The sequence below is a fragment of the Bradyrhizobium sp. McL0616 genome (assembly GCF_049993385.1).
GTDB lineage: Bacteria > Pseudomonadota > Alphaproteobacteria > Rhizobiales > Xanthobacteraceae > Bradyrhizobium.
This window is the reverse complement of record NZ_CP188255.1, coordinates 2,946,537-2,973,262: the sequence shown is the minus strand read 5'-3', so window position 1 is coordinate 2,973,262 and position 26,726 is coordinate 2,946,537. Positions and strand designations below refer to the sequence as shown.

The following is a 26,726-nucleotide window of genomic DNA, read 5'->3' as shown; positions in this document are numbered from 1 at the left end:
GCGATTTGCGCCCTGCTCTAGCACCGACGCGACCCTTGCGCCAATCCCGGCGACGGAGTCAGGATGAATCGACGATTGCGATTTTGACTCACCGGAGCACGCCCATGGCCGACCGCTTGAACGGCTACCGCATCCTGATCCTGGAAACGCGCGAGGAGGCGCAGTTTTCAAAGCTTCTGGCCGAGCAAGGCGCCGAGGTCGTGCAATGTCCGATGTTCACCATCCACGACGCGCCGGACCCGGCCCCGGTCGAAGCCTGGATCCGCCGCGCCATCGACAAGCCTCTTGACGACCTCGTGCTCATGACCGGCGAAGGCCTGCGGCGGATCATGAAGCTCGCCCGTGCGCGCGCCCTCGACCAGGCTCTTGTCGCGGCCCTCGCCAAATCGCGAAAATTCACCCGCGGGCCGAAGCCCGGCAAGGCGCTGCGCGAAATCTCCCTCGAGGCGCAGCAGACCACGGAAAAGCCGACCACCGAGGGCGTGATCGAGATGCTGGGCAAGCTCGATCTGAAGGGCCGACGCCTCGGCCTCCAGCTCTATCCGGACAAGGATCACAGCGCGCTGACCGATGCGCTGGCCGCGCAAGGCGCCGATGTCGATACCGTGCTGCCTTATGCCTACGATTCCAAGGCAGCGGATGCCAACATCGTCACCGCCATCGACGACATGGCGCAGGGGCGAATCGATTCCATCGCGCTTACCAATCTCGGCCAAGTCCGCCGCCTGATCGAAGCTGCGAAGGCGCACGGCAGCGAGGCGACGTTGCGCAAAGGTTTCGAGCGGACGCTGATCGCGTCGGTGGGGCCGGCAGTTTCCGGCGAACTTGCGGCGCACGGCTTGCGCACGGACATCTCGCCGGCGGACGAAGCCTATTTCATGCGTCCGCTGATCTCGGCGATGGCTGCGGCGCTGGCCGAGCGGAAGCCGAGCACCGCGGCGAGATAAGAGCCGAGCGCGGGGGCGGCCTGCGGCAGCTGCGATTGACACGCGCATCGTCGGCGCTAGTTTGGCGAACAGAAGAAGAGACAACAAGGGCAAGGAATCGCCGTGATACGCGTCATCGCGCTGTGAGCGCCGCACGGCGTTCGGCGCTCGCGCCATTCCGCATCCGTAACTATCGCTTCCAGTGGCCTTCCGATCTGCTGACCTCCTGGGCGTTCGAGGTTGAGACGCTGGTGCTCGGCTGGTACATCCTGGTCGAGACCGGTTCGGTGCTGCTGCTGACCATTCTCGCGTCGCTGCAGTATTTCGGGACTTTGATCGCGCCGGTGCTCGGAATGGTCGGCGACCGCGTGGGTCACCGCGATCTTCTTGTCGTGCTGCGCCTCACCTATACGGTCCTCTCCTCCACCATCATGGTGCTGGCACTGACCGGCCACTTGGCGCCGCTCAACGTCATGATCATCGTGGCAATCATGGGCCTGATCCGCTCCTCGGATCTCGGCATTCGCAGCGCGCTGCTCGCCGACATCATGCCGGCCGAGCAGCTGGTAGGCGCCATCAGCCTGTCACGCACGACCCAGGACAGCGCGCGCATTGCCGGAGCGCTGACGGGAGCCGCACTCTTCGCGGTGCTTGGCATTGGACTCGTCTATGCGGCAGTCGCCTGCCTCTATCTCGCGGCTGCGATTCTCATGCTCTGCCTGACCCGGCCGAAAAGGTCCGTCATCACGAGCGATCTACCGCCGAACAGCCACGCGGTCTCAAGATTGCTGGGCGACCTCAAGGAAGGGATCGTCTACGCCTGGAATGGCCCGGGAATGCGCGCGGCGCTGAGCGTCGCCTTCCTGGCCAATCTCACCGCGTTTCCCCTCACCGGCGGATTGCTGCCCTATATTGCGCGGGACATCTTTCACACCGACCAGACCGGTCTCGGTTATCTCTCGGCGAGCTTCGCCGTCGGCTCGCTGATCGGCTCTATCACGCTCAGCCTCGTCAGCGGGCTGCGCATTGCCCGGCTTCTGATCGGCGCGACGCTAGCCTGGTACGCCTTGCTGCTGGTGTTCGTCGAGATCAGGACCATGCCGGTGGCAATGGCCTGCCTTGCGCTCGCCGGCATCGCCCAGAGCATGTCGATGATCTCGGCGGCCGTGATCCTGATGCGGACGGCCAGCGCACATCTGCGCGGCCGCGTGATGGGCGTGCGCATGATGGTGATCTACGGCCTGCCGATCGGATTGCTCGCGGCCGGCAGCCTGATCGATATCATCGGCTATTCCGCGACGGGTTCGCTCTATGCTGCCGCGGGCTTCGTCGCGATGCTGGCGATCGCGATCCGCTGGCGGGCCGACCTCTGGCCGGTGCACGCCCCCGCCAACGCGCGCTAGTCTCCGTAGCCGCGCAGCTTCTCGACATTGAGGATGGTCACCCCGCCGTATTCGAGCCGCAGCAGGCCTTCCTTCTCCAGCTGGTTCAGGGCGCGGTTGGCGTTCTGGCGGGACATGCCGGAGAGCGCGCCGATCTCCTCCTGGGTGATCTCCAGATGCGCGGTCGATTCCGGGTAGAGGATCGGGTTGAACAGCGAGGCGATGCTGCGGGCGAGGCGCGAGGTGGCATCGAGCGTACGGTTGACCTCGAGCATGCCGATGAACTGGCCGAGCCGCTCGTTGAGCTGGCGCACCAGGAAGCGGTTGAAGCCGACGCTGTTCTCGAACAGCCACATGAAAGCGGCGCGTTCCATCAACGCAACCCGGCTGTCGCGCAGTGCGACCACGTCGTAGCGGCGCGGCTCGTTCTTGAGCACGCTGCCCTCGCCGAACCAGGCACCGGCCGTGAGCCCCGCAAGGCTCGTCTCCTTGCCATCGCGCGAGACCCCACCCATGCGGGCAAGGCCGCCGACCATGCCGGCCCAATAGTCGAATTTGTCGCCGCGCATGAACACCGTCTCGCCGGCGCCGTAGGACCGTTCCGTGATTCCGGCGCGGGCGACCTCGATCTCCGCTTGCGTGAGCTCGCGCGACCAGGCGGCGACGCGCTTCAGTTGATCCTCTGAAATCATGGTCTAGAGGCCAGCCGCACCGTTTCGTCACTCCATCCGTCTATTGCACTGCAACAAGACCGTTTCCGCCGCCATCCGACGAAAGATGGAGACCGCGGCTGCCCGAAAAACTTTGTCGCAGAATTGTCAGGCCGAAGACATTTCAAGATAGCGCTTTCCCCTATTGAGGACCACCTCGGGCAATGCGGCTTTTGATCCGAAACGGGAACGAAGGCCGCGCGGTCCGGTCGAGACCATCTGCTGCATGGCCTCACCGGCACGACCGTACTAGGATCGCCCGACACGAACGGACGAAGAGCGTCAATCAAGCGCCATCACCGGGGAGGGATTTGTTTGGTGGCTACCAGTCTTGAAGTGCGCGGCGTCTCCTTGCGATTCGGCGGTGTCCGTGCGCTGACCGATGTCGGCTTCGCCATCAAGGAAGGCGAGCTGTTCTCGATCATCGGCCCCAACGGCGCCGGCAAGACCTCAATCGTGAACTGTATTTCCGGCCGTTACAAGCCGACCGAAGGCCAGCTATTTTACCACGGCCGCGATATCACGGGACTGACGCCAAACGCGCGCGCCTCGCTCGGCATCGGCCGCACCTTCCAGAATCTCGCGCTATTCCACCACATGAGCGTGCTCGACAACATCATGGTCGGCCGCCATCACCTCCTGAAGAATAATTTTTTCACGGGCTCGCTGTACTGGTTCACCGGTGCGCGCAAGGAAGAGCTCGCACACCGCCGCAAGGTGGAGGAAATCATCGACTTCCTCGATCTCCAGTCGGTCCGGAAAGCGCAAGCCGGCACCCTCTCCTATGGCCTGCGCAAGCGCGTGGAACTCGCCCGCGCGATGGCGCTGGAGCCGCGCCTCATTCTCCTCGACGAGCCGATGGCCGGCATGAATTTCGAGGAGAAGGAGGACATGGCCCGCTACATCGTCGATCTCAACGAGGAGTTCGGGATGACGGTGGTGATGATCGAGCACGACATGGGCGTGGTGATGGACATCTCCCACCGCGTCATGGTGCTGGATTTCGGCCGCAAGATCGCCGAGGGCGATCCGGCCGCCGTGCTCGCCGATCCGCACGTCAGGCGCGCCTATCTTGGCGAAGAGGACGAGGTGCTGGTCGATCCAGACGATGCGCCGCCGGCGCAGGAGAGCGCGGCATGATGGATTATGCGGGCCGCGTCGCGCAGGCCGACACCTATCCGAAGATGCTTCGGCTCAACGCGAAGGAGCACGGCATCGAGATCGCGCTGCGCGAGAAGGATCTTGGGCTGTGGCGTCCCTTCACCTGGAATGATTACAACACCCGCGTACGCGACTTTGCACTCGGCCTTATCGAATTGGGCCTGGGGCGCGAGGATGTCGTCGGCATCATCGGCGACAACCGGCCGGACTGGGTCGCGGCGGAAGTGGCGACGCATGCGATCGGCGGATTGAGCCTCGGGCTCTACCGCGACGTGCTGGATGAAGAAGCTTCCTACCTCCTCAACTACGGCGAGGCACAGCTCGTCTTCGCCGAGGACGAGGAGCAGGTCGACAAGCTGCTGGCGCTGGCCGACCGCGTGCCGAGGCTGAAGCACATCATCTATTCCGACCCGCGTGGGATGCGGAAATATGACGATCCGCGACTGATGTCGGCGGAGGCGTTTGCCGAGCTCGGCCGTGCCCGCGCTGCGCGCGAGCCGGAGCTTTACGATCGCCTGGTGGATGCGACCAAGGGCGAGGACGTCGCGATCCTCTGCACCACGTCAGGCACCACCTCGCATCCGAAACTCGCAATGCTCGCCGCCGGCCGCGTGCTCCGCCATTGCGCGACCTATCTGGCGTTCGACCCGAAGGGCCCGGACGACGAGTATGTCTCGGTGCTGCCGCTGCCCTGGATCATGGAACAGGTCTATGTGCTCGGCAAAGGCCTGCTGTGCCGGATGAAGATCAACTTCGTCGAAGAGCCGGACACGATGATGAACGATCTGCGCGAGATCGCGCCGACCTTCGTGCTGTTTGCCCCACGCGTCTGGGAATCGATCGCCGCTGACGTACGTGCCAAGGTGATGGACGCCACGCCCTTCAAGCAGAGTCTGTTCGATGTGGGCATGAAATCGGGTCTCGCCGCACTCGAACAGGGCAAGCGTTCCGGCTTTGCTGACGCCATCCTGTTCCGTGCGCTGCGCGACCGCCTCGGCTTCACCCGCCTGCGCTCGGCCGCCACCGGCGGCGCGGCGCTCGGACCCGACACCTTCAAGTTCTTTCAGGCGATGGGTGTGCCGCTGCGTACGCTGTACGGCCAGACCGAGCTCCTGGGAGCCTACACGCTGCATCCCGACGGCAAGGTCGACCCTGACACCACCGGCGTGCCAATGGCGGACAGCGTCGAGATCCGTATCGACAATGCCGACGTCCACGGCGTCGGCGAGATCGTGGTGCGGCATCCCAACATGTTCCTCGGCTACTACAGGAACCCGGAGGCCAGTGTCGCCGATATCAGGGATGGCTGGATGCTGTCGGGCGATGCGGGCTACTTCAACGACAACAAGCAGCTCGTCGTCATTGATCGCATCAAGGATCTCGCCGAGACCTCGCGCGGAGAACGCTTCTCGCCGCAGTTCATCGAGAACAAGCTGAAATTCTCGCCCTATATCGCCGAGGCCGTGGTGCTGGGCTCGGGGCGCGACACGCTCGCGGCGATGATCTGCATCCGCTACTCCATCATTTCCAAATGGGCGGAGAAGAGCCGGCTCTCGTTCACGACCTACAGCGACCTCGCCTCGCGGCCGGAGGTCTATGCACTGCTCCGCAAGGAAGTCGAGACCGTCAACGCGACGCTGCCGCCAGCCCAGCGCATCTCGCGCTTCCTGCTGCTCTACAAGGAGCTCGACGCCGACGACGGCGAGCTCACGCGCACCCGAAAAGTGCGCCGTAGCGTCATCAACGAGAAATACGCAGGCATCATCGACGCCATCTACCGCGGCGAGGCCGACATCCCCGTCGACACCATGATCCGCTTCCAGGACGGCACCACCCAGCGCGTGCGCACGACGCTGCGCGTGGTGGATCTCGGCGGACATGGGCATCTGGCGGAGGCTGCGGAGTGAAGTCGCTTTCAGCCGAGATCGCGATGCCAATTGATGCGCCCTCTCCCCCTGTGGGAGAGGGCACCTCCGCCATCAACCACCACCTCACTCGGGTGAGGGGTCCTCTCTCCGCACCGTCACTGCGGAGAGAACCCCTCACCCGGCTTCGCTTCGCGAAGCCACCCTCTCCCACAAGGGGAGAGGGTGCACCGTCATCGCCTCTGCATTTTGCGCGGATATCTACATGAACACCGCCTTCCTCATCCAGCTCCTGGTCAACGGCCTCGTGGTCGGCACGCTCTATGGCGTGGTCGCGATGTCGTTCGTGCTGATCTACAAGGCGACACAGGTCGTCAATTTCGCGCAAGGTGAGTTGCTGCTGGTCGGCGCCTGGGTGTGCTGGACGCTGCTGGCGAAATACCAGGTGCCGTTCTGGATCGGCATGCCGATGACGCTGGTGTTCATGTTCGTGTTCGGCATCGCGATCCAGGTACTGATCCTGCGGCCGATGATCGGCGAACCCATCATCTCGGTCATCATGGTGACGATCGGCCTCTCCACCGTGCTCCAAGCCACGCTGAAATGGATATTCGGCGTCAACCCGCAGCCGTTCCCGCGGGTGTTCGAGAGCCAGTCGGTCGGCCTGTTCGGGCTCCAGATCCAGACCGTCTATGTCATGAGCCTGGTCGTGTCGGTCGCGATGATGATCGGCATGGCCTGGTTCTTCCGCGCCTCGAAATACGGCCTTGCGATGCGCGCCACCGCGTTCAACCAGCAGGTGGCGCAGTCGCTCGGCATTTCCGTGAAGAGCGTGTTTGCGATGGCCTGGGCGATCTCGGCAACCGTGTCTGCGGTCGCGGGCGTCGTCGTCGCCGTCGTGAACGGCGTATCGTCAGGGCTCGCGGCCTACGGCATCAAGGTGTTTCCGGCGGCGATCCTCGGCGGGCTCGACTCCGTCGGCGGTGCCGTGCTCGGCGGCATCATCATCGGCTTGCTCGAAAACATCGCGCAATATGTCGACAGCGAGTATCTGCACTGGGGCAATCTCTACGAGATCGCGCCGTTCTACGTCCTCATCATCGTGCTGATGATCAAGCCCTACGGCCTGTTCGGCACCCACGACATCGAGCGGATCTGATCCATGGCCGGCCCTGCCCTCATCCCTGCTGGTGATTTCCGCACTTCCTATGCGGCCGACACCACGATCTTCCCAACCACCACCAGCCGCAACTTCGCGATCGTGGGCGTGCTGCTGCTCTGCCTCGTGCCGCAATTCCTCGGCGGCTATTGGCTCAGCATCCTGATCCAGATCGGCATCTTCTCGATCGCGGCGCTGGGGCTGAACATCCTGGTCGGCTTCACCGGCCAGATCTCGATCGGGCACGCCGCCTTCTTCCTGCTGGGCGCGTTCAGCTCGGCTTACATCTCCAACAATGCGCCGATCCCGGTGTTCTTCGCGATCCCGCTCGCGGGCGTCGTCACGGCGCTGGTCGGGCTGGTCTTCGGCATCCCTGCGGCGCGGCTCAAGGGACTGTACCTCGTCATCGCGACGCTGGCCGCGCAATACATCCTGCTCGACTTCTTCTCCCGCGCGGAGTGGCTCACCGGCGGCTCGGTGCCGGCCAGCGCCAACCCGTTCTCGATCTTCGGCTACAGCTTGCGCGGCGACCGCCAATATTTCTACGTCGTGCTGGCCTACGTGATCGCAAGCTACGTCCTCGTCACCAATCTGATGCGCACGCGCGACGGCCGCGCGCTGGTGGCGATCCGCGACCATTATCTCTCTGCGGAGATCATGGGCATCAACCTCACCAAATACCGCACGCTGTCGTTTGGGCTGGCCGCCTTCTTCGCCGGCATCGCGGGCGCGCTCTATGCGCACTACCAGCTCGTGGTCTCGCAGGAAGGCTTTGGCATCGAGCGCTCGATCCTGTTCCTCGCCATGATCATCATCGGCGGCACCGGCTCGATCATGGGCACGCTGATGGGCACCGCCTTCGTGGTGCTGCTGCCGGAGACGATGGAGTTCATCAGCCTGTCCTTAAAGGGCGGCGCGATCGACAAGGCACTCTCGCTCAACAACAACATCACCTTCCTGCGCGAGATCGCGATCGGGGTGATCATCATCGCGTTCCTGATGTTCGAGCCGGACGGCCTCGCGCATCGCTGGCGGCAGATCAAGGCGTACTGGAAACTCTATCCGTTCTCGCATTGAGCACGGCAACTCTCTAACCAACGAATAAACAGGAGGAGGCACCCCATGAAGACAAAATCCCTTTTGAGCACCGCATCGCTTGCGCTTGTGATCGCAGCGTTCTCGGCGAGTGCGCAGGCGCAGATCGCGATCGGGCACCTCGCCGATTATTCCGGCGGCACCTCCGACGTCGGCACGCCCTATGGCCAGGCCGTCGCCGACACCTTTGCCTGGGTGAACAAGAATGGCGGCATCGGCGGCAAGCAGCTCAACGTCGACACCAACGACTATAGCTACCAGGTGCCGAAGGCGATCGCGCTCTACAAGAAGTGGTCGGCATCGGACAGCAAGGTTGCGGCCATCATGGGCTGGGGCACCGCGGATACCGAAGCACTGACCGGCTTCCTCGCCCAGGACAAGATCCCTGACCTCTCCGGCTCCTATGCCGCAGCCCTCACCGATCCCGAAGGCGTCAGTGGCAAGGCGAAGCCTGCGCCCTACAATTTCTTCTACGGCCCGAGCTATTCGGACTCGCTCCGCGCGATGCTGATCTGGGCAGCCGAAGACTGGAAGGCCAAGGGCAAGCCCGGCAAGCCGAAATTTGTGCACATGGGCGCCAACCATCCGTATCCGAACGCGCCGAAGGCGGCCGGCGAAGCCATGGCTCAGGAGCTCGGCTTCGAGGTGCTGCCGCCGCTGGTGTTCGCGCTGGCGCCGGGTGACTACAGCGCGCAGTGCCTGAGCCTGAAATCCTCGGGCGCCAACTACGCTTATCTCGGTAACACGGCGGCTTCCAACATCTCAGTGATGAAAGCCTGCAAGACCGCCGGCGCCGAGGTGCAGTTCCTCGGCAACGTCTGGGGCATGGACGAGAACGCCGCCAAGACCGCGGGCGACGCTGCCGACGGCGTGATCTTCCCGCTGCGCACCGCGGTGAGCTGGGGCGGCGATGCGCCCGGCATGAAGACGGTGATGGAGATCTCGAAGATGTCCGACCCCACCGGCAAGGTCTATCGCCCCGTGCACTACATCGCCGGCGTCTGCTCGGCGCTCTACATGAAGGAAGCGCTCGACTGGGCCGCCAAGAACGGCGGCGCGATCGGCGACAACGTCGTGAAGGGTTTTTACCAGAAGAAGGATTGGGTGCCGGCCGGAATGGAAGGCGTCTGCAATCCCTCGACCTGGACCGACAAGGACCATCGCGGCACGCTGAAGGTCGACCTCTATCGCACCAAGATCACGGGCGCGACCGACGGCGATCTCAACGACCTCATGACCAAGGGCACGATCAAGCTCGAGAAGGTCAAGACCGTCGAGCTGCCGCGCAAGCCGGAGCTGCTGGGCTGGTGATTGCATCCCCGCCGTCATGCCTGGGACAAGCCCGGGCATGACGGCACAAATTGGTGGCGTACCCCATGACCGACACACTCGAATCATCTCGCCCCACGCCAACCGCCGTTGCGCCCGCGCCCCTCCTCGCGGTGCGCAACATCGAGGTCGTCTATGACGACGTCATCCTGGTGCTGCGCGGCCTCAGCCTCGACGTGCCCAAGGGCGCGATCGTGGCGCTGTTGGGGGCCAACGGCGCCGGCAAGTCGACGACGCTGAAGGCGATCTCCGGGCTGCTCAAGACCGAGGACGGCGAGGTCACGCGCGGCGAAATCCTGTTCGAGGGCGAGCCCATTGCCGGGATCGATCCCGACAAGATCGTGCGCCGCGGCATCTTCCAGGTCATGGAAGGCCGGCGCATCGTCGCCGACATGACGTCGCTGGAAAACCTCAAGCTCGGCGCCTTCACCCGCAGGGACCGCGAGGTCGACGCCGATCTCGACATGGTCTTCAACTATTTCCCGCGCCTGAAGGAGCGCACGGGACTAGCCGGCTATCTCTCCGGCGGCGAGCAGCAGATGCTGGCGATCGGCCGCGCGCTGATGGCCCGCCCGAAGATGATCCTGATGGACGAGCCGTCGATGGGCCTGTCGCCGCTGCTGGTGAAGGAGGTGTTCTCGATCATCCAGAAGATCAACCGCGACCTCGGCGTCACCATCCTGCTGGTGGAGCAGAACGCGCGCGCTGCGCTGTCGGTGGCAAGCCACGGCTACATCATGGAGCAGGGCAAGGTCGTGCTCGACGGCACTGCGGACGAATTGCGCGACAACGAGGACGTCAAGGAATTCTACCTCGGCGGCGCCGGCGACCAGCGCAAGAGCTTCAAGAACCTCAAGAGCTTCAAGCGCCGCAAGCGCTGGCTATAGCGTTTTCAAGCGAAGTGGAAACCGGTTCGCGTGAAGAAAACGTGCCCAAAAATACAGCCTCTAACTTTCAAGCACTTGCTCCGCTTCGGCGACTGCACAGAGAACATGATAGAACGACGACGCAGGAATGGTGTCGATCAGCGATTTGCCGTCGCTGTCGAATTGGTCGTACCAGCCGCCCCGTACGGGATGGCTGAGATAATGCCGTTCGAGCCGCACCAGCGCCGCGCGCGCTTCTTCCGCCGCCCCCGCCTCGCCGGACTCGGCCTGCGCGATCCAGGCCTTCGCCATTTCGGTCTGCGGCCACAGCCGGCGCGTACTGCGGCGGATGTTGCCGGTATCATCGCCCTCGTCGATCAGACAGCCCGTCGCCTCGTCGCGATAGCGCAGCGCGGTCGCCAGCAACTCCGCACGCCGCGGCCCGGTCGGGCAACCCGTGATGCGTTCGAACCCCTTCAGCAGCCAGACCCATTCCGCCTGATGGCCGGGCTCGACGCTGACCGGCGCGATCTTCGACCAGTCCTCCTCGAAATACTCACCGAGCACGCGCTTCTGCTTGTCGTAGAAGTTGGAGAGGAACAGCGCGAATATCTCACCGGCGCGATTCTGGAACGCCAGATCGTGGGTCGCGTCGAAACACGCGATCATCGCCTCGAACAGATGCATATGCGGGTTCTGCCGACGCGGCAGCGAGACCGGCAGGCTTTCGTGGACGCCGCCATGCGGCGAGCGCAGATGGACGTCGAGAAAGGCAAGCAGCGCGTCGATCTCGGCGCGAATCTGCTCGTCCTTGTCGAGCGCATAGACGGTTGCCAGCGCGAACAGGATGAAGGCGTGGTCGTAGGCATCCCGCCGTGCGTCCAGCACGGCGCCCTCCGGCGTCAGCCGGTGCACGTAGCCGGGCCGGCCGTCGGGCGCCTTGGCCTTGGCCAGCAGGTGCTCGAGCCCCTTCAGCGCGATGGCGCGGCCCTCGGGATACCAGCCCATCTGCGCCGCCTTGGCGTAGCAATAGATCTGCCGGGCCTGCACGAGCACGCGTCTTGGCGCGGCTGTATCCGCCGTGCCGTCACGGTGCAATCGCTCGACAAAGCCGCCCGCGGCGTGGTCCCAGCCCACGGTCGACCACAGGGGCAACGCATCGTCGATCATGTTGCGCTTCAGGCGCGCGACGATTTCAGCCGTCTCGTCTACTGGAATGATGCCTTCGTCCGCCATCGCGCCCTCTCCACGCCCCGCCAATGGCCGTCTGATACCCATGCGAGCGGCGGCGCGCAACAGATGCCAACCCGGAAAGACCTGCCATGACCGCCCATTACGACGCCCTTGAGACGCGCGAGCAAGCGGCGCGCGAGGCCGATCTGTTCGCACGCCTGCCGGACGTGCTGCGCAGCGCCATGGCCGCGCCGGCCTATGCCGAGCGGCTCAGGGGCATCGATCCGGCCGCGGTGACCTCCAGAGCGGCGCTGGCGGCCCTGCCGGTGCTACGCAAGTCGGAGCTGCCGGCCCTGCACAAGGCCTCCACGCCCTTCGGCGGCTTCGTGGCGGCGGCCCCGGGGTCGTTCGCCCGCCTCTTCACCTCCCCGGGCCCGATCTTCGAGCCGGAGGGACGGCAGGCCGACCCATGGCGCGGTGCGCGGGCGCTGTACGCGGCCGGGTTCCGTCCCCAGGACGTCGTGCTCAACACCTTTAGTTACCACCTCACCCCCGGCGGCTTTATTTTCGACTCCTCCGCACGCGCGCTCGGCTGCGCCGTGATCCCGGCCGGGCCCGGCAACACCGAGCAGCAATTCGAACTGATCGAGGCCTACCGCCCCGTCGGCTACAGCGGTTCACCCGATTTCCTGAAGATCCTGCTCGATGCAGCGGTGGCCGCAGGCCGCGACGTCTCGTCGATCAAGCGCGCACTGGTCTCCGGTGCCGCTTTCCCGCCCTCGCTCCAGGCCGAGATCAAGACGCGCGGCGTCGACGCCTACCAGGCCTTCGGCACCGCCGATCTCGGCCTCATCGCCTTCGAGACCGAGGCGCGCGACGGCATGGTCGTGAACGAGGACCTGATCATTGAGATCGTCAAACCCGGCACCGGCGATCCGGTGGCGCCGGGCGATGTCGGCGAGATCGTGGTGACCTCGCTCGATCCGCACCACCCCTGCATCCGGCTCGCGCTGGGCGACCTCACCGCGGCGCTGCCGGGGCCGAGCAAATGCGGCCGCACCAACATGCGCATCAAGGGCTGGATGGGCCGCGCAGACCAGACCACCAAGGTCAAGGGCATGTTCGTCCGCCCCGAGCAGATCGCCGAGATCGGCAAGCGCCATCCCGCACTCGGGAGATTGCGCCTGGTCGTCACGCGCGAGCGCGAGACCGACGCGATGACGCTGAGAGCGGAAACGGCAACCGCAAGCGACGCCTTGCGCGAGGAGATCGCCGGCACCTTGCGCACGGTGACGAAGCTCGGCGGGACGGTCGAACTGGTGAGCCCCGGCGCGCTGCCGAATGACGGCAAGGTGATCGCGGACGAGCGGTAGGCAGCGTCCTCCGCAGCGCCTTTGCGACATCCTTGACAAGCGGCCACCGGAACGGTGAACAAGGATCGCAAACACATGTCGCGACACCCCATGACAACGAGATCGACGCGCCCGGCCGTCTTCTTCGACCGTGACGGTGTCCTTAATCACGACACGAGCTACCTCTTCGAGTCCGCCAAGTTCAAGTGGATAGACGGCGCGCGCGAGGCGGTCAGGCTCGTGAACCAGTCCGGCTATTTCGCCTTCATCGTCACCAACCAGTCCGGCGTCGCCCGCGGGCTCTATGAAGAAAGCGACGTGCTCACGCTGCATTGCTGGATGGCGGACGAGCTGGCCGCGGTCGGCGCCCATATCGATGCGTTCGAATATTGTCCCGACCATCCCGAGGCCCCCATCGAGCGCTATCGTCGCGACAGCCACCGGCGCAAGCCCGCGCCAGGCATGATCACCGACCTGATGACGCGCTTTCCCGTCGCAGCCGACAGGAGCATCCTGATCGGCGATCAGCCGCGCGACCTCGAAGCGGCCCGGGCCGCAGGCATCCGCGGCCTGTTGTTTCGCGAAGGAAACCTCGAGACCTTTGTGCGGCAAGCGCTGGGGTCGCACTAAGACGAGCCGATCCAACCATTTCCCCCAAGAGCCCGTACGGGCGCAACAATAGGCGCATCAGGGCTGGATGGACCGCGCCGACCAGACCACCAAGGTTAAGGGCATGTTCGTGCGGCCCGAACAAGTCGCAGATATTGCCAGGCGCCACCCCGGGCTGGGCCGTCTCCGCCTCGTCGTCAACCGCCAGGGCGAGACCGATGTGGTGACACTCAAGGTGGAAACTACAGCGGCCAGCGAGGCACTCCGCGAGGAGATAGTAGGCACTTTGCGCGCCGTGACAAAGCTCGTCTTTTCGGAAAACCGCTGCACACTCTTCCGGATCATGCTTTAGATCTCCCCAGCCATCTCTGCGTGGCCAACAACCTGGACCCGCTTGCAGGCTTTGCATGTCGAACACCTGTCGCATACGCCGGTTGCCAAGGCGGTCCAGGGCCTTCTCTGCTTCCCAACAATTGGGTTCGTTCTGCCAAAACTGACCCTCCCGCCGCCTACCTTTTTCGCAGCGCCGACGAACAGCGCCGCGCATAGCGCTCTAGGTAGACCAGCTGGTGTAGAAGGTCATCGACGCCTCCGCCACCTGCCTCCCACAATCGAGTTTCGATGTCGAAGGTCAGCTTGCCCCGCTCTGTCTCGATGCGCGCCAGCCGGTCAGACAGCTCTTCGAGAACGACGTCGGACATCACAGCTTGATTTCCCAATGCTACGGCCAGGCCGTGACGAAGCGCGTTCATCCTGGCGCGTGCTTTCCCCGATTCGGTCCGCGGCCCAGTACTCTTGGCGGCGTTCCTCCTGTTGGCGGCGATCTGCTTCTCGGTCGCCATCAGTTTGCCTTCTGAGCGGCGTTGATCTGGCGATCGATCAGCCCGAGCGAGGGCAGCCCGAGCCGGAACACCTCCTACGGATCGAGCCAGCCCGCGACCTTGGCGATGACGTGGGCCACACCCGGCGATAACGTACGGTGACACGGTACGACGATGCGTCCAGGCCTAGCGGGATGTTTATAGACATCATGGTCGCCACCATGGCGGCCGACCGAGCCGTCGCGATCGAGCCGCGCGACTACCTTGTTCCTGCTGGTTTCCAGCTGCGGCATTGCCCGCAGCTTCCGTCAAGCAGAATGCGTCATTTATTGAGTAAGTTTTCCGGACTTTCGCAGCCGTATAACTGGGCCGCCGCCGTTCTCGTCGATGAAGCGTGCGCCATGGCGATTAAGGCGCGCAACCCGGTCGAGACCGGCCTGCTCCAGATACAGAGCGAAATGCCTACCGAGCCCGGCGGACCGCTGCTTCATAGCGGCCAAGCCGTTCGGAGGCGTCGTTGTCGAGGTTAGCGAGGCGCAGAAAGCTGCGTGCTGACGGGTGCAGCGGATTGCACCTCACGCCACATCCGCTGGTCGCACACGGCTCGCGATCTCAGCACCACGCTCACGTTCAATGACAGCAATGTCGTATTGACTCTGTAGGTCAAGCCAGAATTGGGCACGATTTCCAAAATATCGACCGAGCCTCACGGCTGTATCAGCAGTGATCGACCGGCGTCCATTGAGTATGTCCGTGATGCGACCGGACGGTACGCTGAGATCGAGCGCGAGCCGATTTGCACTGAGCTCACGCGCTTTTAATTCACGCTTCAAGAAGCCGCCTGGATGTGTTGCGAATGGCATAAGCTATCCCTTGTGGTAGTCTACGATCTCTACGTTGTGAGCGTCGCCCTTCCTGAACACAAAGCAAATGCGCCAACGTGCGTTCACAGTCATTGCCCATTGGCCTTTTCGGTCTCCCTTGAGCTTATGCAGTCCGACACTTTTAAGTGGGCTTAAGTCCTGCAGGGTGCTGGCGACATTCAACGCGGACAACAAATCCAGCGCCCAAGCAAAATCCAAGCCTCGAAATTGACTGGGCGTTTCGCCCACCCAAACCTTACGGCTGGCGGCGTTGTGCCACGATCGGATCATGGCAATAACGTACTACTGGCAGCGGATACTCGCAACAGCCGCTTCTACAATGATGAAACCTGCGGCCACTGAAAAGAATAGTCCTGGAAACATAGTCCGATCCGCCGCAGCACCTGCCGGACTTGGCTGGCGACTCTGCGCTTGCCGCGATGAACTCAACGGCGCTCCGCCTCATCAACAAATAGATGTATTAATCTGAATTTCTACTTATCGTTGGAGTGATGGTCTTGAGGGCTCGATCACTCGTGTTGGCCGTGGAGGTAGCAGTTTTGCAGGCGCGCGTGTTGCGCCGGTCGCTTTCGGACTGGTGCTCTTGAGAGCGTTAAGGCGGTCCGCTCGGCGCCGGACGTCACTCCGATGACGTACAGCACTTTATGACAAAGCGCTTTGATAATGCTGCTGCGTAGTTGCCGACGTCGCGAGCTGGAAGGCCGGATTGACACCACCAATCTCAGAAATCCCAGTCGTCCCCGACAAGCCGGCATCGAACGGCGAAGATGGGAATGCCGATGCGTTGTGTTGCGACCACAAAGCGAGTTTAGCGTCGATCGAGTCGAGCCAAGCCGACGCTGGATCCGAACTACTCGCCAGGGCTTCGCTCCCCTGATTTGTGGAAAACGGCGGATCGACAAGCATTGTGCCGCCCTTACCATCGCTTGATACGATGAAGTTACCCAGCGAATAGTTGCCACTAAGAGCAATAGTCGCCGTATTGGTTCCGTCGCTCACGCTGAGCGTCCCAGGTGAATTGTTCCCGGTATAACTGACGGTCGCGCTGGCACCGGCAGTAATGTCGCGCAGATCAATGAAATCGGTCGTGGTCAGCTGACCGCTCAGAGTGCCACTAAATTTCGTCGATTGGTCGATCACAAGCGTACCGGTTGCTCCTGCGAAGCCAATGGTGCCGGAATAGGCCCCGGCGAGTTCCACGCTTGCCCAATTGCCGATAGCCAACGATTTCGTTCCGATGATTGTCCCACTACCGGATAGGGCGATCACTCCATCACCATTGAGATCCTGATGGAAGGTCGCCTCCAGCGACATCACGGTCGCGCTCCTGCCTGTCGCATCGGGCCCCAGGTTCGAAACATAGTTGCCGTTGCTGTCCACGTTCCAGAACGAGAACATTCCGCTCGACGAATTCTTCCAGGCGACGTCGTAGCCGCCGCCGGAGACCTGCTCCGCCCCGAGCAGCGACCAGGACGATCCGAAGAAGCCGACCGTCACTGCCGAAGCGCCGAATTTCAACATCGGGCCGGTGCCGGTGCTGATGCTGTTGAGATAGTAGTTCGAACCGGCCAGGACCAGGCTGGTCGAACCCGCCGACTCGATGGTGCTCGTGGTGACGGGACCAGTGCCGATCACGCCGTCGCCGTTGAGGTCCTGATGGAAGGTCGTCTCCAGCGAGGTCACCATCGTGCTGCCGCCGGTCGCATCCTGTTGCAGGTTCGAAACATAGTTGCCGTTGCTGTCCACGTTCCAGAACGAGAACATTCCGCTCGACGAATTCTTCCAGGCGACGTCGTAGCCGCCGCTGGAGACCTGCTCCGCCCCGAGCAGCGACCAGGACGATCCGAAGAAGCCGACCGTCACTGCCGAAGCGCCGAATTTCAACATCGGGCCGGTGCCGGTGCTGATGCTGTTGAGATAGTAGTTCGAACCGGCCAGGACCAGGCTGGTCGAACCCGCCGACTCGATGGTGCTCGTGGTGACGGGACCAGTGCCGATCACGCCGTCGCCGTTGAGGTCCTGATGGAAGGTCGTCTCCAGCGAGGTCACCATCGTGCTGCCGCCGGTCGCATCCTGTTGCAGGTTCGAAACATAGTTGCCGTTGCTGTCCACGTTCCAGAACGAGAACATTCCGCTCGACGAATTCTTCCAGGCGACGTCGTAGCCGCCGCCGGAGACCTGCTCCGCCCCGATCAGCGACCAGGACGATCCGAAAAAGCCGACCGTCACTGCCGAAGCGCCGAATTTCAACATCGGGCCGGTGCCGGTGCTGATGCTGTTGAGATAGTAGTTCGAACCGGCCAGGACCAGGCTGGTCGAACCCGCCGACTCGATGGTGCTCGTGGTGACGGGACCAGTGCCGATCACGCCGTCGCCGTTGAGGTCCTGATGGAAGGTCGCCTCCAGCGACATCACGGTCGCGCTGCTGCCTGTCGCATCGGGCCCCAGGTTCGAAACATAGTTGCCGTTGCTGTCCACGTTCCAGAACGAGAACATTCCGCTCGACGAATTCTTCCAGGCGACGTCGTAGCCGCCGCTGGAGACCTGCTCCGCCCCGAGCAGCGACCAGGACGATCCGAAGAAGCCGACCGTCACTGCCGAAGCGCCGAATTTCAACATCGGGCCGGTGCCGGTGCTGATGCTGTTGAGATAGTAGTTCGAACCGGCCAGGACCAGGCTGGTCGAACCCGCCGACTCGATGGTGCTCGTGGTGACGGGACCAGTGCCGATCACGCCGTCGCCGTTGAGGTCCTGATGGAAGGTCGTCTCCAGCGAGGTCACCATCGTGCTGCCGCCGGTCGCATCCTGTTGCAGGTTCGAAACATAGTTGCCGTTGCTGTCCACGTTCCAGAACGAGAACATTCCGCTCGACGAATTCTTCCAGGCGACGTCGTAGCCGCCGCCGGAGACCTGCTCCGCCCCGATCAGCGACCAGGACGATCCGAAAAAGCCGACCGTCACTGCCAAAGCGCCGAATTTCAACATCGGGCCGGTGCCGGTGCTGATGCTGTTGAGATAGTAGTTCGAACCGGCCAGGACCAGGCTGGTCGAACCCGCCGACTCGATGGTGCTCGTGGTGACGGGACCAGTGCCGATCACGCCGTCGCCGTTGAGGTCCTGATGGAAGGTCGTCTCCAGCGAGGTCACCATCGTGCTGCCGCCGGTCGCATCCTGTTGCAGGTTCGAAACATAGTTGCCGTTGCTGTCCACGTTCCAGAACGAGAACATCCCGGTCGACGAGTTCTTCCAGGCGACGTCGTAGCCGCCGCCGGAGACCTGCTCCGCCCCGATCGGCGACCAGGACGATCCGAAAAAGCCGACCGTCACTGCCGAAGCGCCGAATTTCAACATCGGGCCGGTGCCCGTGCTGTTGCTGTTGAGATAGTAGTTTGAACCAACTTGAACCAGGCTGGTCGAGCCGTAGGACTCGATCACGGTGCCTCCAACCGGAACACCGACGGCGAGGTTCGGAAGACTTGTCAATGCGCCTGATAGATTGGCTGAGTTTCCCGCCGTGTCCCTGATCGTCGCGCCGTTTGCGACCATTTGGATTATTGCGAGCGCTGAGACAGTGCTATCGCTTGATCCGACAGTATAGCTGAAGGTCAGCGCACCGGTGCCCGAGCCGCCGGTATAGGTCGCAACGCCGCCGTCGTTCAGCATCAGCCTCGGCGTCCCGCTCGCAACCGTCACCGCCTCGCTCATGTTCAGCGTCAGCGTTACCACGCTGCCTACTCCGACCGTACCGCTGCCCGAGGTGATCCCCGTGCCCGAGGCCGCCACCGACGACACCGTTGGCGCCATGGTGTCGATTGAGGGGCTGCCCTGAGCGATGCCTGTCAGCGACAAATTAGCCGAATTGCCCGCGCCGTCAGCGATGCCGGCACCGTTCAAGTTGAAGGCCGACACCATAAGGTCGGGGGTATTCTGACCCGCCAATACAGTATAGCTGAACGTCAGCGCGTTGGTGCCCGAACCACCAACATAGGTAGCAGTGCCGCCATCGTTCAACGACAGTGTCGGAGTGCCGCCGGTGGTGTTGACCGCCACCACTTCGCTCATCGTGATGGTGTAGGCGACGATCCTGCCCGCATTGAGTGCACCCGTTGAGGGCGTTTCTGAAATCGTGCTGACCACGGGGGCCGTGGTGTCGATCTGCAGCGTGCCGGAGGGGTTCGTCACCGCGCCGGCCAGGTTCGCCGCATTGCCCGCTCCATCCTTGACTGTCGCGGAGTTGAGGTTGACCGCCGTCACCGCCAAATCGGACGTGTTCTGCCCTGCCGCCACCGTGTAGCTGAAGGTCAGCGCACCGGTGCCCGAGCCGCCGGTATAGGTCGCAACGCCACCGTCGTTCAGCGTCAGTGTCGGCGTCCCGCCCGCAACCGTCACCACAGAACTCAGGTTCAGCGTCAGCGTCACCACATCGCCGGCATTTAGACTGCCACTGCCCGACGTGATGCCGGTGCCAGAGGCTGCCACCGACGACACCGTCGGTGCCGTGGTGTCGATCTGCAGCGTGCCGGACGGGTTCGTCACCGCACCGGTCAGGTTCGCCGCATTGCCCGCACTGTCCTTGACCGTGGCGGAGTTGAGGTTGACCGCCGTCACCGTCAGGTCCGACGTGTTCTGGCCGGCCGCAACCGTGTAGCTGAAGGTCAGCGCACCGGTACCCGAGCCGCCGGTATAGCTCGCAACGCCACCGTCGTTCAGCGTCAGCGTCGGCGTCCCGCCGGCAACCGTCACCGCCTCGCTCAGGCTCAGCGTCAGCGTCACCACGCTGCCCGTGGCAAGGTTGCCACTGCCAGACGTAATGCCAGTCCCCGAGGCTGCGACCGACGACACCGTCGGCGCCGTGGTGTCGATCTGCAGCGTGCCGGACGGATTCGTCACCACACCGGTCAGGTTGGCGGCATTGCCTGCACCGTCCTTGACCGTGGCGGAGTTGAGGTTGACCGCCGTCACCGTCAGGTCGGACGTGTTCTGCCCTGCCGCCACCGTGTAGCTGAAGGTCAGCGCATTGCTGCCGGAGCCGCCGGTATAGGTCGCAACGCCACCGTCGTTCAGCGTCAGCGTCGGCGTGCCACCCGCAACCGTCACCGCTTCGCTCAGGCTCAGCGTCAGCGTCACCACGTTGCCTGCCGCAAGATTGCCGCTGCCAGACGTGATGCCGGTGCCAGAGGCTGCCACCGACGACACCGTCGGTGCCGTGGTGTCGATCTGCAGCGTGCCGGACGGATTCGTCACCGCGCCGGTCAGGTTGGCAGCATTGCCCGCACCGTCCTTGACCGTGGCGGAGTTGAGGTTGACCGCCGTCACCGCCAGGTCGGACGTGTTCTGGCCGGCCGCCACCGTGTAGCTGAAGGTCAGCGCACCAGTGCCAGAGCCGCCGCTATAGGTCGCAACGCCACCGTCGTTCAGCGTCAGCGTCGGCGTCCCGCCCGCAACCGTCACCGCCTCGCTCAGGCTCAGCGTCAGCGTCACCACGCTGCCCGTGGCAAGGTTGCCACTGCCAGACGTAATGCCAGTCCCCGAGGCTGCGACCGACGACACTGTCGGTGCCGTGGTGTCGATCTGCAGCGTCCCGGACGGATTCGTCACCGCACCGGTCAGGTTCGCCGCATTGCCCGCACTGTCCTTGACCGTGGCAGAGTTGAGGTTGACCGCCGTCACCGTCAGGTCCGACGTGTTCTGGCCGGCCGCAACCGTGTAGCTGAAGGTCAGCGCTCCCGTGCCCGAGCCACCGGTATAGGTCGCAACGCCGCCATCGTTCAGCGTCAGCGTCGGCGTCCCGCCCGCAACCGTCACCGCCTCGCTCAGGTTCAGCGTCAGCGTCACCAAGTTGCCAGCATTGAGATTGCCGCTGCCCGACGTGATGCCGGTGCCCGACGCCGCAACCGACGATACCGTCGGCGCCGTCGTGTCGATCTGGGGACCTAGCTGAGTGGCCCCGTTCAACGAAAGGTTTGCGTCATTACCGCTGCCGTCTACAACTGTCGCTCCGTTAAGATTTACGGCCGTCGCCGACAGCGAAGAGGTATTCTGCCCAGCCGCCACCGTGTAGCTGAAGATCAGCGTTCCAGTGCCCGAGCCACTCGTGTATGTCGCAACACCGCCGTCGTTCAGCGTCAGCGTCGGCGTGCCGCCGGCTACCGTCACAGCCGAGCTCAAAGTGAGCGTCAGCGTGACAGTGTTTCCAGCGTTCAGATTTCCTGTAGACGGCGACTCCGCGATTGAGCTGATCGTCGGGCCAGGTGCCGGCGGATCGATCGAAAGATTCGGGAAGGTTACTAGAGCACCAGCCAAGTTAGCTGCATTGCCCGCAGTGTCCTTGATCGCCGCACCATTCGGAAGATTAGCCTGCGTAATTGCGAGCGCTGAGACTGTGCTGTCGCTCGAGGCAACAACATACTTGAAAGTCAGCGTGCCGGTACCCGAACCTCCAGAATAGATAGCCGTGCCACCATCGTTCAGCGTCAGCGTCGGTGTACCGGTAACTGTGACCGCCTCACCGAAGGTCAAAGTCAGAATAACGTTGTCGCCGGGAAATTCGACTCCATTGTTCGGCGAAGCCGCCACTGACGACACCGTCGGTGCCGTGGTGTCGATCTGCAGCGTGCCGGACGGGTTCGTTACCGCACCGGTCAGGTTGGCGGCATTGCCCGCACCGTCCTTGACCGTAGCGGAGTTGAGGTTGACCGCCGTCACCGCCAGGTCGGACGTGTTCTGCCCGGCCGCAACCGTGTAGCTGAAGGTCAGCGCACCAGTGCCAGAGCCGCCGGTATAGGTCGCAACGCCACCGTCGTTCAGCGTCAGCGTCGGCGTCCCGCCCGCAACCGTCACCACAGAACTCAGGTTCAGCGTCAGCGTCACCACATCGCCGGCATTTAGACTGCCACTGCCCGACGTGATGCCGGTGCCAGAGGCTGCCACCGACGACACCGTCGGTGCCGTGGTGTCGATCTGCAGCGTGCCGGACGGGTTCGTTACCGCACCGATCAGGTTGGCAGCATTGCCCGCACCGTCCTTGACCGTGGCGGAGTTGAGGTTGACCGCCGTCACCGCCAGGTCGGACGTGTTCTGGCCGGCCGCCACCGTGTAGCTGAAGGTCAGCGCACCGGTGCCCGAGCCGCCGGTATAGGTCGCAACGCCACCGTCGTTCAGCGTCAGCGTCGGCGTGCCACCGGCAACCGTCACCGCCTCGCTCAGGTTCAGCGTCAGCGTCACCACGTTGCCTGCCGCAAGATTGCCGCTGCCCGACGTGATGCCGGTGCCAGTGGCTGCCACCGATGACACTGTCGGCGCCGTGGTGTCGATCTGCAGCGTCCCGGACGGGTTCGCTACCGCGCCGGCCAGGTTGGCGGCATTGCCCGCACCGTCCTTGACCGTGGCGGAGTTGAGGTTGACCGCCGTCACCGTCAGGTCCGACGTGTTCTGCCCGGCCGCAACCGTGTAGCTGAAGGTCAGCGCAGTGCTGCCCGAGCCGCCGGTGTAGGTCGCGATGCCGCCGTCGTTGAGCGTCAGTGTCGGGGTGCCGCCGGTCGTGTTTACCGTAACCACTTCGCTCATAGTGAGAGTGTAGACGACGGTTTTGCCGGCGTTGAGGTCACCGCTCGAGGGGGTCTCCGTAATCGAGCTGATCACCGGCGCCGTGGTATCGATCTGCGGCCCGGTCTGGCTGACGCCAGCCAGCGACAGGCTGGCAGTATGCCCGCCGCTGTCCTGCATCGTCGCGCCGTTGAGGTTGACCGCGGTCGCCGCCAGTGATGCTGTGCTCTGTCCGGGCCCCACCGTGTAGCTGAAGGTCAGCGCGGTGGTGCCTGAGCCGCCAGTGTAGGTCGCGGTGCCGCCGTCGTTGAGCGTTAACGTCGGGGTGCCGCCCGCAACCGTCACCGCCGAGCTCAGGTTGAGCGTCAGCGTGACCGTGTTTCCGGCGTTTAGATCGCCGCTTGAGGGTGACTCCACGATAGACGTCGCCGTCGGGCTGGTGCCGGCAGTGGCGGCTGGCAAATAGGCGAATCCTGAGCCGCTGAAACCGATGTACACTTGACCGTAAGTATTCGGATCGCCCGAAATGGTCGTGATCTGATCAAGACTGCCTTGCGGATAGGTCCCGATCTGGGTCCAAGATTGGGCGTTGTTATCTGATTCCCAGATGCCATAGACGTTGTTGACCCATCCAACAACGTAGATCGATGGATAGGTCTGTCCCGGTGCCGGCGCGCCGAAACCAAACGTATTGACTTCAAGCACATTGGGAACAGCCGTCCAAGTGGCTCCCCCATCGGTCGATCGATAAAAGCCCTCATTGTTTGGTTGAGAGCCGCTCTGAGGTCCTCCGGTAAAGAAGATATTGCCGGCTTGGCCCGGAACAGACATCAGTTCGCTGTTAAACGAAGAATTGCCTGAAATTTCTCCGCTAAATACCTTCGTCCACGTCGTCCCGCCATTCGTGGTTTCGAATACACCTTGACCGGGGTAATAGAGATAAAACGTATTCGTCAGTACGCGGTCGGCGGTAACCGTTCTCTCGTTGAGATAGTAGGCCCAGTCAAACCCGCTCCAGCTAGAGACACCCGGGAGAGTGATGGTGTTCCAGGTTACGCCTCCGTTGAGCGTGTAATAGGGAGCAACACCGCCTGAAGGCGCCCATACAATGTTTTGCGGCGTGCTTGCCGCGATCGTTCCGCCAACCTGTTGTTGACCGGTCAACGTACCGTTTACATATGCGCCATCAATCGCCGGAAAGCTTGCGAACGGAGTCCAAGTCTGGCCGCCGTCAGTCGAGAAGCCAGACTCCTCAATGCCATACCAATCGGCAAGCCCCACAACGAAGTTTGGGCTCGACGACGCATAATCAAGCGACCAGCCCTGAGCTAAGTTGCCACCAGTATTAGGGCTATAGGTTGAGGTGTATTGAGTGAGACTGTTTACATAGAAGAATGGACGATCCCAGGAAGCGGCAACCGGCTTACCACCTGGTGGCACAATGATTTCAACAGCAACCAATTGGTTGATGCCGATGCTCTGGGAATTCCAAACAACGGGCGCGCTTGTACTAAAGTTTGACGTTGGCAGGGTCGTGGTCCAGACGCCAACGCCGGCGGACGAAATCAGCTGATTCGGAATCAGCGGATTAAAGACTGTCCCGCCGATTGTCATCCAGCTTCCGGAATTGGCCAGCCACGGAATATCCGTTGCATTCAGAGTTCTGCTTTGATTAAAGCCGCTCCACGTAGTGCCGCCGTTGTAACTGATATTGATGCTGCCATCCCAGCCTTGGACAACTATTTCGGACGCATTGGAGGGATTGACCGCCACCGAGTGAATGTCGCCGCTATAAGTCGACAACAGTTGAGTCCAGCTGCCGTTCCCATACCTCCAGAGTGAGGAAGTGGTGCCGTCGTCATTAGCTGCATAGTAGGCGCCGGTGCTTGAAACCGCGGCGTACGATACGTTGCTCGGGCCGCCACTTAGCTTCGTCCACGTGGTCCCCCCGTTTGTGCTTTCATAGACGCCGTTGCCGGAGCTTGCAGCGAAGATGGTGTTGGTTTTTCCTCCAGTCGCGCCGAGGGCCGGATCAAATTCGATGCCGGTGATACCCGGATATCCGCCCTGACCATCCGACAACGGCACCGGCATAGCGCCCACATTTTGCCAGGTGACGCCTCCGTCCGTCGTGACGAAAAGACCGTTCTGCGGCGTCCCAACATAGATCACATTGGGATTGTTGGGGTCGATAGCCATCTTTTGGCCGAAGCCGCGATAGCTGTCGTTCGGAGTTTCGGAAACCTGAGCGAACGACGTTTGCGTCCAACTTGTCCCTTTATTGATGCTTTTGAAGACATAGCCGTCATACATCATATACATGATGCTTGAATTGCTCGGCGCAATCTGAATCTCATAGACGCCCTGCTTAAGTATCCCGGCGTCAGTGTTTGCAGCCACAAAAGCAGCCGGCATACTCGTTGAAGTCACGAGTTGCTGCCACTGCGTCCCAGTCCAGAGATACGCCCCATAGGTGTCGGTACGGACAACCATCGTACCATCGGGGGCGACATCAATGCCGGAGAGGTAGCCTCCGGCACCGATTGGGAGGGTTTGCCAATTGTTCGCAGCGACCGGATCGACGACGATAGTGCCGCCGTTCCCGTCGCTGGAAAGATGCCAGGTCGACGACAGGTAGTCGCCCTGCAGCACGATATTGGCCGTGTTTATTCCATCCGTGACGGTAAGCGTGCCGCCGCTTGCATTGCCCAAAAACGTTACTTGGGTTTGGATTCCATAGTTCACATCGACAAGGTCGATCGCATCGGATCCCGTCAATCCCGCGACATGGCCTGTGAAAGCGAGCGAGTGGTCGAGCTTGAGAGTGCCGGTCGTGCCGGTGAAGGTCACGGACTGCGCGCTGTCACCGGAGATTTCGACGCTGGCACCTTCAGCGATCGCAACCGCCGGCGCGGTTTCAACACTAAACGGCGTCGATGCGAAGCCTGCTTCGCCCGACAGGGCCGTCGCGCTGAAGCTGGGAGCCGCGCCTGGAGGCGCCGGAGTCGAGCCGAACGGCGAAGCGCCATCGAGAAAATTCAAAGGGCTGCCAGCGATTTCCTCGAGCGATGCCAGTGCATCGAAGTCGGTAGTCCTGTCGTCAAGGGCCTGATCAGCCCGCCGCTGGAAGAAACTGCGAAATGGAGCTTTCAGCACGATGGCCTCATCGATTGGATTCGAATTTGCCGTCTGCTGGCGCAAATGCGAGCGCCTGCAGTTGGAGGCCGACGGTAGGGACATTGTTTGAAAAAGTTATTCCGTAAGCAGCTAAAAATTGGTGGAAACACTGTAAAATCCTTGGTGCGGAGGCCAACCCACTCGATGTGAGCGGGTTGACCTTGGTCACCCCGAGGTCCCAACCATTGCTGTATTTCAACAGTGAATTAGTCATGTGTCTGTTCAGCAAGCCCCATATCTACAGCATTTAAATCCACCGGATTTAATCGGGCTTGAGAACACTAAGCCGCGCGCGCGAACGCATGTGAAGAGACCCCCGTCCGCGACGCGGGCCGTCCGACAGCAAGCGAAGCCTACCGACCTCGCTTTCTCGTACTTTTCACGAAATCCCCACCGAGGCCCCCCGGCCCCGAAACAGCGGCCCCCATAGTTCGCCCGCCTAAAGTATGGTTAATGCCCACCTAAGGCTTTTTCTTGGCTGTTTGGCCAGATCAGTCAAATTTGCTAACGTATTGAAATCAATTCCGAATGCCCGGGTCGCCTCAGCAAACCGATTTTTGGCGGACAAGCGTTTGAGACATTTGTGCGTCCATGCGAGACGGCACGTCAACACGCCATGAAGCTCTACAGCTGGGATGCCAAGGCCCGGAAGACGATCGCTGCTTATGAATG

Annotated in this window: 18 protein-coding genes and 1 pseudogene; 12 read left to right on the top strand and 7 right to left on the bottom strand. The window is 62.6% G+C overall.

Features of this window, described 5'->3' with window-relative positions:
• Nucleotides 1-104: 104 nt before the first annotated feature.
• Both ACPPVR_RS14085 and ACPPVR_RS14080 read left to right on the top strand, forming a co-directional pair.
• Entirely contained in the window at nt 105-947 is an 843-nt protein-coding gene (locus ACPPVR_RS14085) for a uroporphyrinogen-III synthase (RefSeq protein ID WP_426614791.1), read from the top strand.
• A 122-nt stretch (nt 948-1,069) separates the two neighbouring features.
• Nucleotides 1,070-2,329, top strand: coding sequence for an MFS transporter (locus ACPPVR_RS14080; RefSeq protein WP_426614790.1), 1,260 nt, complete (start codon nt 1,070-1,072; stop codon nt 2,327-2,329).
• Here the strand turns inward: ACPPVR_RS14080 and ACPPVR_RS14075 are convergent.
• Nucleotides 2,326-3,000 carry a Crp/Fnr family transcriptional regulator gene (locus tag ACPPVR_RS14075; protein WP_426614789.1) on the bottom strand — a complete coding sequence of 225 codons (675 nt, stop codon included), beginning with the start codon at nt 2,998-3,000 and terminating at the stop codon, nt 2,326-2,328. The two genes, ACPPVR_RS14080 and ACPPVR_RS14075, sit on opposite strands and share 4 nt — an antisense overlap.
• Nucleotides 3,001-3,336: 336 nt before the next feature.
• On the opposite strand from ACPPVR_RS14075, the gene ACPPVR_RS14070 reads away from it, so the two are divergent.
• The 6 genes from ACPPVR_RS14070 to ACPPVR_RS14045 all read left to right on the top strand — a co-directional run bounded on the left by ACPPVR_RS14070 (nt 3,337) and on the right by ACPPVR_RS14045 (nt 10,514).
• Nucleotides 3,337-4,158, top strand: coding sequence for an ABC transporter ATP-binding protein (locus ACPPVR_RS14070; protein WP_426614788.1), 822 nt, complete (start codon nt 3,337-3,339; stop codon nt 4,156-4,158).
• Nucleotides 4,155-6,086, top strand: a complete 1,932-nt coding sequence (locus tag ACPPVR_RS14065; protein ID WP_426614787.1) for a long-chain fatty acid--CoA ligase — start codon at nt 4,155-4,157, stop codon at nt 6,084-6,086. The genes ACPPVR_RS14070 and ACPPVR_RS14065 overlap by 4 nt, the downstream gene beginning before the upstream one ends.
• 223 nt (nt 6,087-6,309) lie before the next feature.
• Nucleotides 6,310-7,203: a branched-chain amino acid ABC transporter permease gene (locus ACPPVR_RS14060; RefSeq protein ID WP_426614786.1), complete on the top strand. Its 894-nt coding sequence runs from the start codon at nt 6,310-6,312 to the stop codon at nt 7,201-7,203.
• A 3-nt stretch (nt 7,204-7,206) separates the two neighbouring features.
• On the top strand, nt 7,207-8,280 hold the full coding sequence (locus ACPPVR_RS14055; RefSeq protein ID WP_426614785.1) for a branched-chain amino acid ABC transporter permease: 1,074 nt from the start codon (nt 7,207-7,209) through the stop codon (nt 8,278-8,280).
• A 45-nt stretch (nt 8,281-8,325) separates the two neighbouring features.
• Complete coding sequence (locus ACPPVR_RS14050) at nt 8,326-9,609, top strand: ABC transporter substrate-binding protein (protein ID WP_426614784.1); 1,284 nt, start codon at nt 8,326-8,328, stop codon at nt 9,607-9,609.
• A 65-nt stretch (nt 9,610-9,674) separates the two neighbouring features.
• Nucleotides 9,675-10,514, top strand: coding sequence for an ABC transporter ATP-binding protein (locus ACPPVR_RS14045; protein ID WP_426614783.1), 840 nt, complete (start codon nt 9,675-9,677; stop codon nt 10,512-10,514).
• A 60-nt stretch (nt 10,515-10,574) separates the two neighbouring features.
• Here the strand turns inward: ACPPVR_RS14045 and ACPPVR_RS14040 are convergent, their stop codons facing one another.
• The gene (locus ACPPVR_RS14040) at nt 10,575-11,729 is read right to left on the bottom strand and encodes an AGE family epimerase/isomerase (protein WP_426614782.1); all 1,155 of its coding nucleotides are present in this window, start codon (nt 11,727-11,729) and stop codon (nt 10,575-10,577) included.
• Nucleotides 11,730-11,815: 86 nt separating this feature from the next.
• Between ACPPVR_RS14040 and ACPPVR_RS14035 the strand changes: the two genes are divergently transcribed.
• The 3 genes and pseudogenes from ACPPVR_RS14035 to ACPPVR_RS14025 all read left to right on the top strand — a co-directional run.
• On the top strand, nt 11,816-13,039 hold the full coding sequence (locus ACPPVR_RS14035; RefSeq protein WP_426614781.1) for a phenylacetate--CoA ligase family protein: 1,224 nt from the start codon (nt 11,816-11,818) through the stop codon (nt 13,037-13,039).
• A 90-nt stretch (nt 13,040-13,129) separates the two neighbouring features.
• Nucleotides 13,130-13,648 carry a D-glycero-alpha-D-manno-heptose-1,7-bisphosphate 7-phosphatase gene (locus ACPPVR_RS14030; protein WP_426614780.1) on the top strand — a complete coding sequence of 173 codons (519 nt, stop codon included), beginning with the start codon at nt 13,130-13,132 and terminating at the stop codon, nt 13,646-13,648.
• Nucleotides 13,649-13,677: 29 nt separating this feature from the next.
• Nucleotides 13,678-13,934: pseudogene (locus ACPPVR_RS14025) on the top strand (phenylacetate--CoA ligase family protein); the annotation flags it as partial.
• 202 nt (nt 13,935-14,136) lie between these two features.
• On the opposite strand, the gene ACPPVR_RS14020 reads toward ACPPVR_RS14025, so the two are convergent.
• Together ACPPVR_RS14020 and ACPPVR_RS14015 are read right to left on the bottom strand one after the other, a co-directional pair.
• Nucleotides 14,137-14,469 carry a hypothetical protein gene (locus ACPPVR_RS14020; protein ID WP_426614779.1) on the bottom strand — a complete coding sequence of 111 codons (333 nt, stop codon included), beginning with the start codon at nt 14,467-14,469 and terminating at the stop codon, nt 14,137-14,139.
• Between the two features lie 74 nt (nt 14,470-14,543).
• Nucleotides 14,544-14,732, bottom strand: coding sequence for a type II toxin-antitoxin system HicA family toxin (locus ACPPVR_RS14015; RefSeq protein ID WP_426616106.1), 189 nt, complete (start codon nt 14,730-14,732; stop codon nt 14,544-14,546).
• Here ACPPVR_RS14015 and ACPPVR_RS14010 point away from each other — a divergent pair.
• Nucleotides 14,643-14,978, top strand: a complete 336-nt coding sequence (locus ACPPVR_RS14010) for a hypothetical protein (RefSeq protein ID WP_426616349.1) — start codon at nt 14,643-14,645, stop codon at nt 14,976-14,978. The two genes, ACPPVR_RS14015 and ACPPVR_RS14010, sit on opposite strands and share 90 nt — an antisense overlap.
• A 45-nt stretch (nt 14,979-15,023) precedes the next feature.
• Here ACPPVR_RS14010 and ACPPVR_RS14005 read toward each other — a convergent pair whose 3' ends face one another.
• The 3 genes from ACPPVR_RS14005 to ACPPVR_RS13995 form a co-directional block, all read right to left on the bottom strand.
• Entirely contained in the window at nt 15,024-15,311 is a 288-nt protein-coding gene (locus ACPPVR_RS14005) for a HigA family addiction module antitoxin (RefSeq protein WP_426614778.1), read from the bottom strand.
• A 3-nt stretch (nt 15,312-15,314) separates the two neighbouring features.
• Entirely contained in the window at nt 15,315-15,602 is a 288-nt protein-coding gene (locus tag ACPPVR_RS14000; protein WP_426614777.1) for a type II toxin-antitoxin system RelE/ParE family toxin, read from the bottom strand.
• A 372-nt stretch (nt 15,603-15,974) separates the two neighbouring features.
• Nucleotides 15,975-26,078 carry a beta strand repeat-containing protein gene (locus tag ACPPVR_RS13995; protein WP_426614776.1) on the bottom strand — a complete coding sequence of 3,368 codons (10,104 nt, stop codon included), beginning with the start codon at nt 26,076-26,078 and terminating at the stop codon, nt 15,975-15,977.
• Between the last annotated feature and the right edge of the window lie 648 nt (nt 26,079-26,726).

Coding starts and splice junctions, on each gene's coding strand:
- ACPPVR_RS14085 (WP_426614791.1), top strand. CDS start 105: ATGGCCGACCGCTTGAACGGCTACCGCATCCTGATCCTGGAAACGCGC.
- ACPPVR_RS14075 (WP_426614789.1), bottom strand. CDS start 3,000: ATGATTTCAGAGGATCAACTGAAGCGCGTCGCCGCCTGGTCGCGCGAG.
- ACPPVR_RS14065 (WP_426614787.1), top strand. CDS start 4,155: ATGATGGATTATGCGGGCCGCGTCGCGCAGGCCGACACCTATCCGAAG.
- ACPPVR_RS14060 (WP_426614786.1), top strand. CDS start 6,310: ATGAACACCGCCTTCCTCATCCAGCTCCTGGTCAACGGCCTCGTGGTC.
- ACPPVR_RS14055 (WP_426614785.1), top strand. CDS start 7,207: ATGGCCGGCCCTGCCCTCATCCCTGCTGGTGATTTCCGCACTTCCTAT.
- ACPPVR_RS14050 (WP_426614784.1), top strand. CDS start 8,326: ATGAAGACAAAATCCCTTTTGAGCACCGCATCGCTTGCGCTTGTGATC.
- ACPPVR_RS14045 (WP_426614783.1), top strand. CDS start 9,675: ATGACCGACACACTCGAATCATCTCGCCCCACGCCAACCGCCGTTGCG.
- ACPPVR_RS14040 (WP_426614782.1), bottom strand. CDS start 11,729: ATGGCGGACGAAGGCATCATTCCAGTAGACGAGACGGCTGAAATCGTC.
- ACPPVR_RS14035 (WP_426614781.1), top strand. CDS start 11,816: ATGACCGCCCATTACGACGCCCTTGAGACGCGCGAGCAAGCGGCGCGC.
- ACPPVR_RS14030 (WP_426614780.1), top strand. CDS start 13,130: ATGACAACGAGATCGACGCGCCCGGCCGTCTTCTTCGACCGTGACGGT.
- ACPPVR_RS14020 (WP_426614779.1), bottom strand. CDS start 14,469: ATGGCGACCGAGAAGCAGATCGCCGCCAACAGGAGGAACGCCGCCAAG.
- ACPPVR_RS14010 (WP_426616349.1), top strand. CDS start 14,643: ATGTTTATAGACATCATGGTCGCCACCATGGCGGCCGACCGAGCCGTC.
- ACPPVR_RS14005 (WP_426614778.1), bottom strand. CDS start 15,311: ATGCCATTCGCAACACATCCAGGCGGCTTCTTGAAGCGTGAATTAAAA.
- ACPPVR_RS14000 (WP_426614777.1), bottom strand. CDS start 15,602: ATGATCCGATCGTGGCACAACGCCGCCAGCCGTAAGGTTTGGGTGGGC.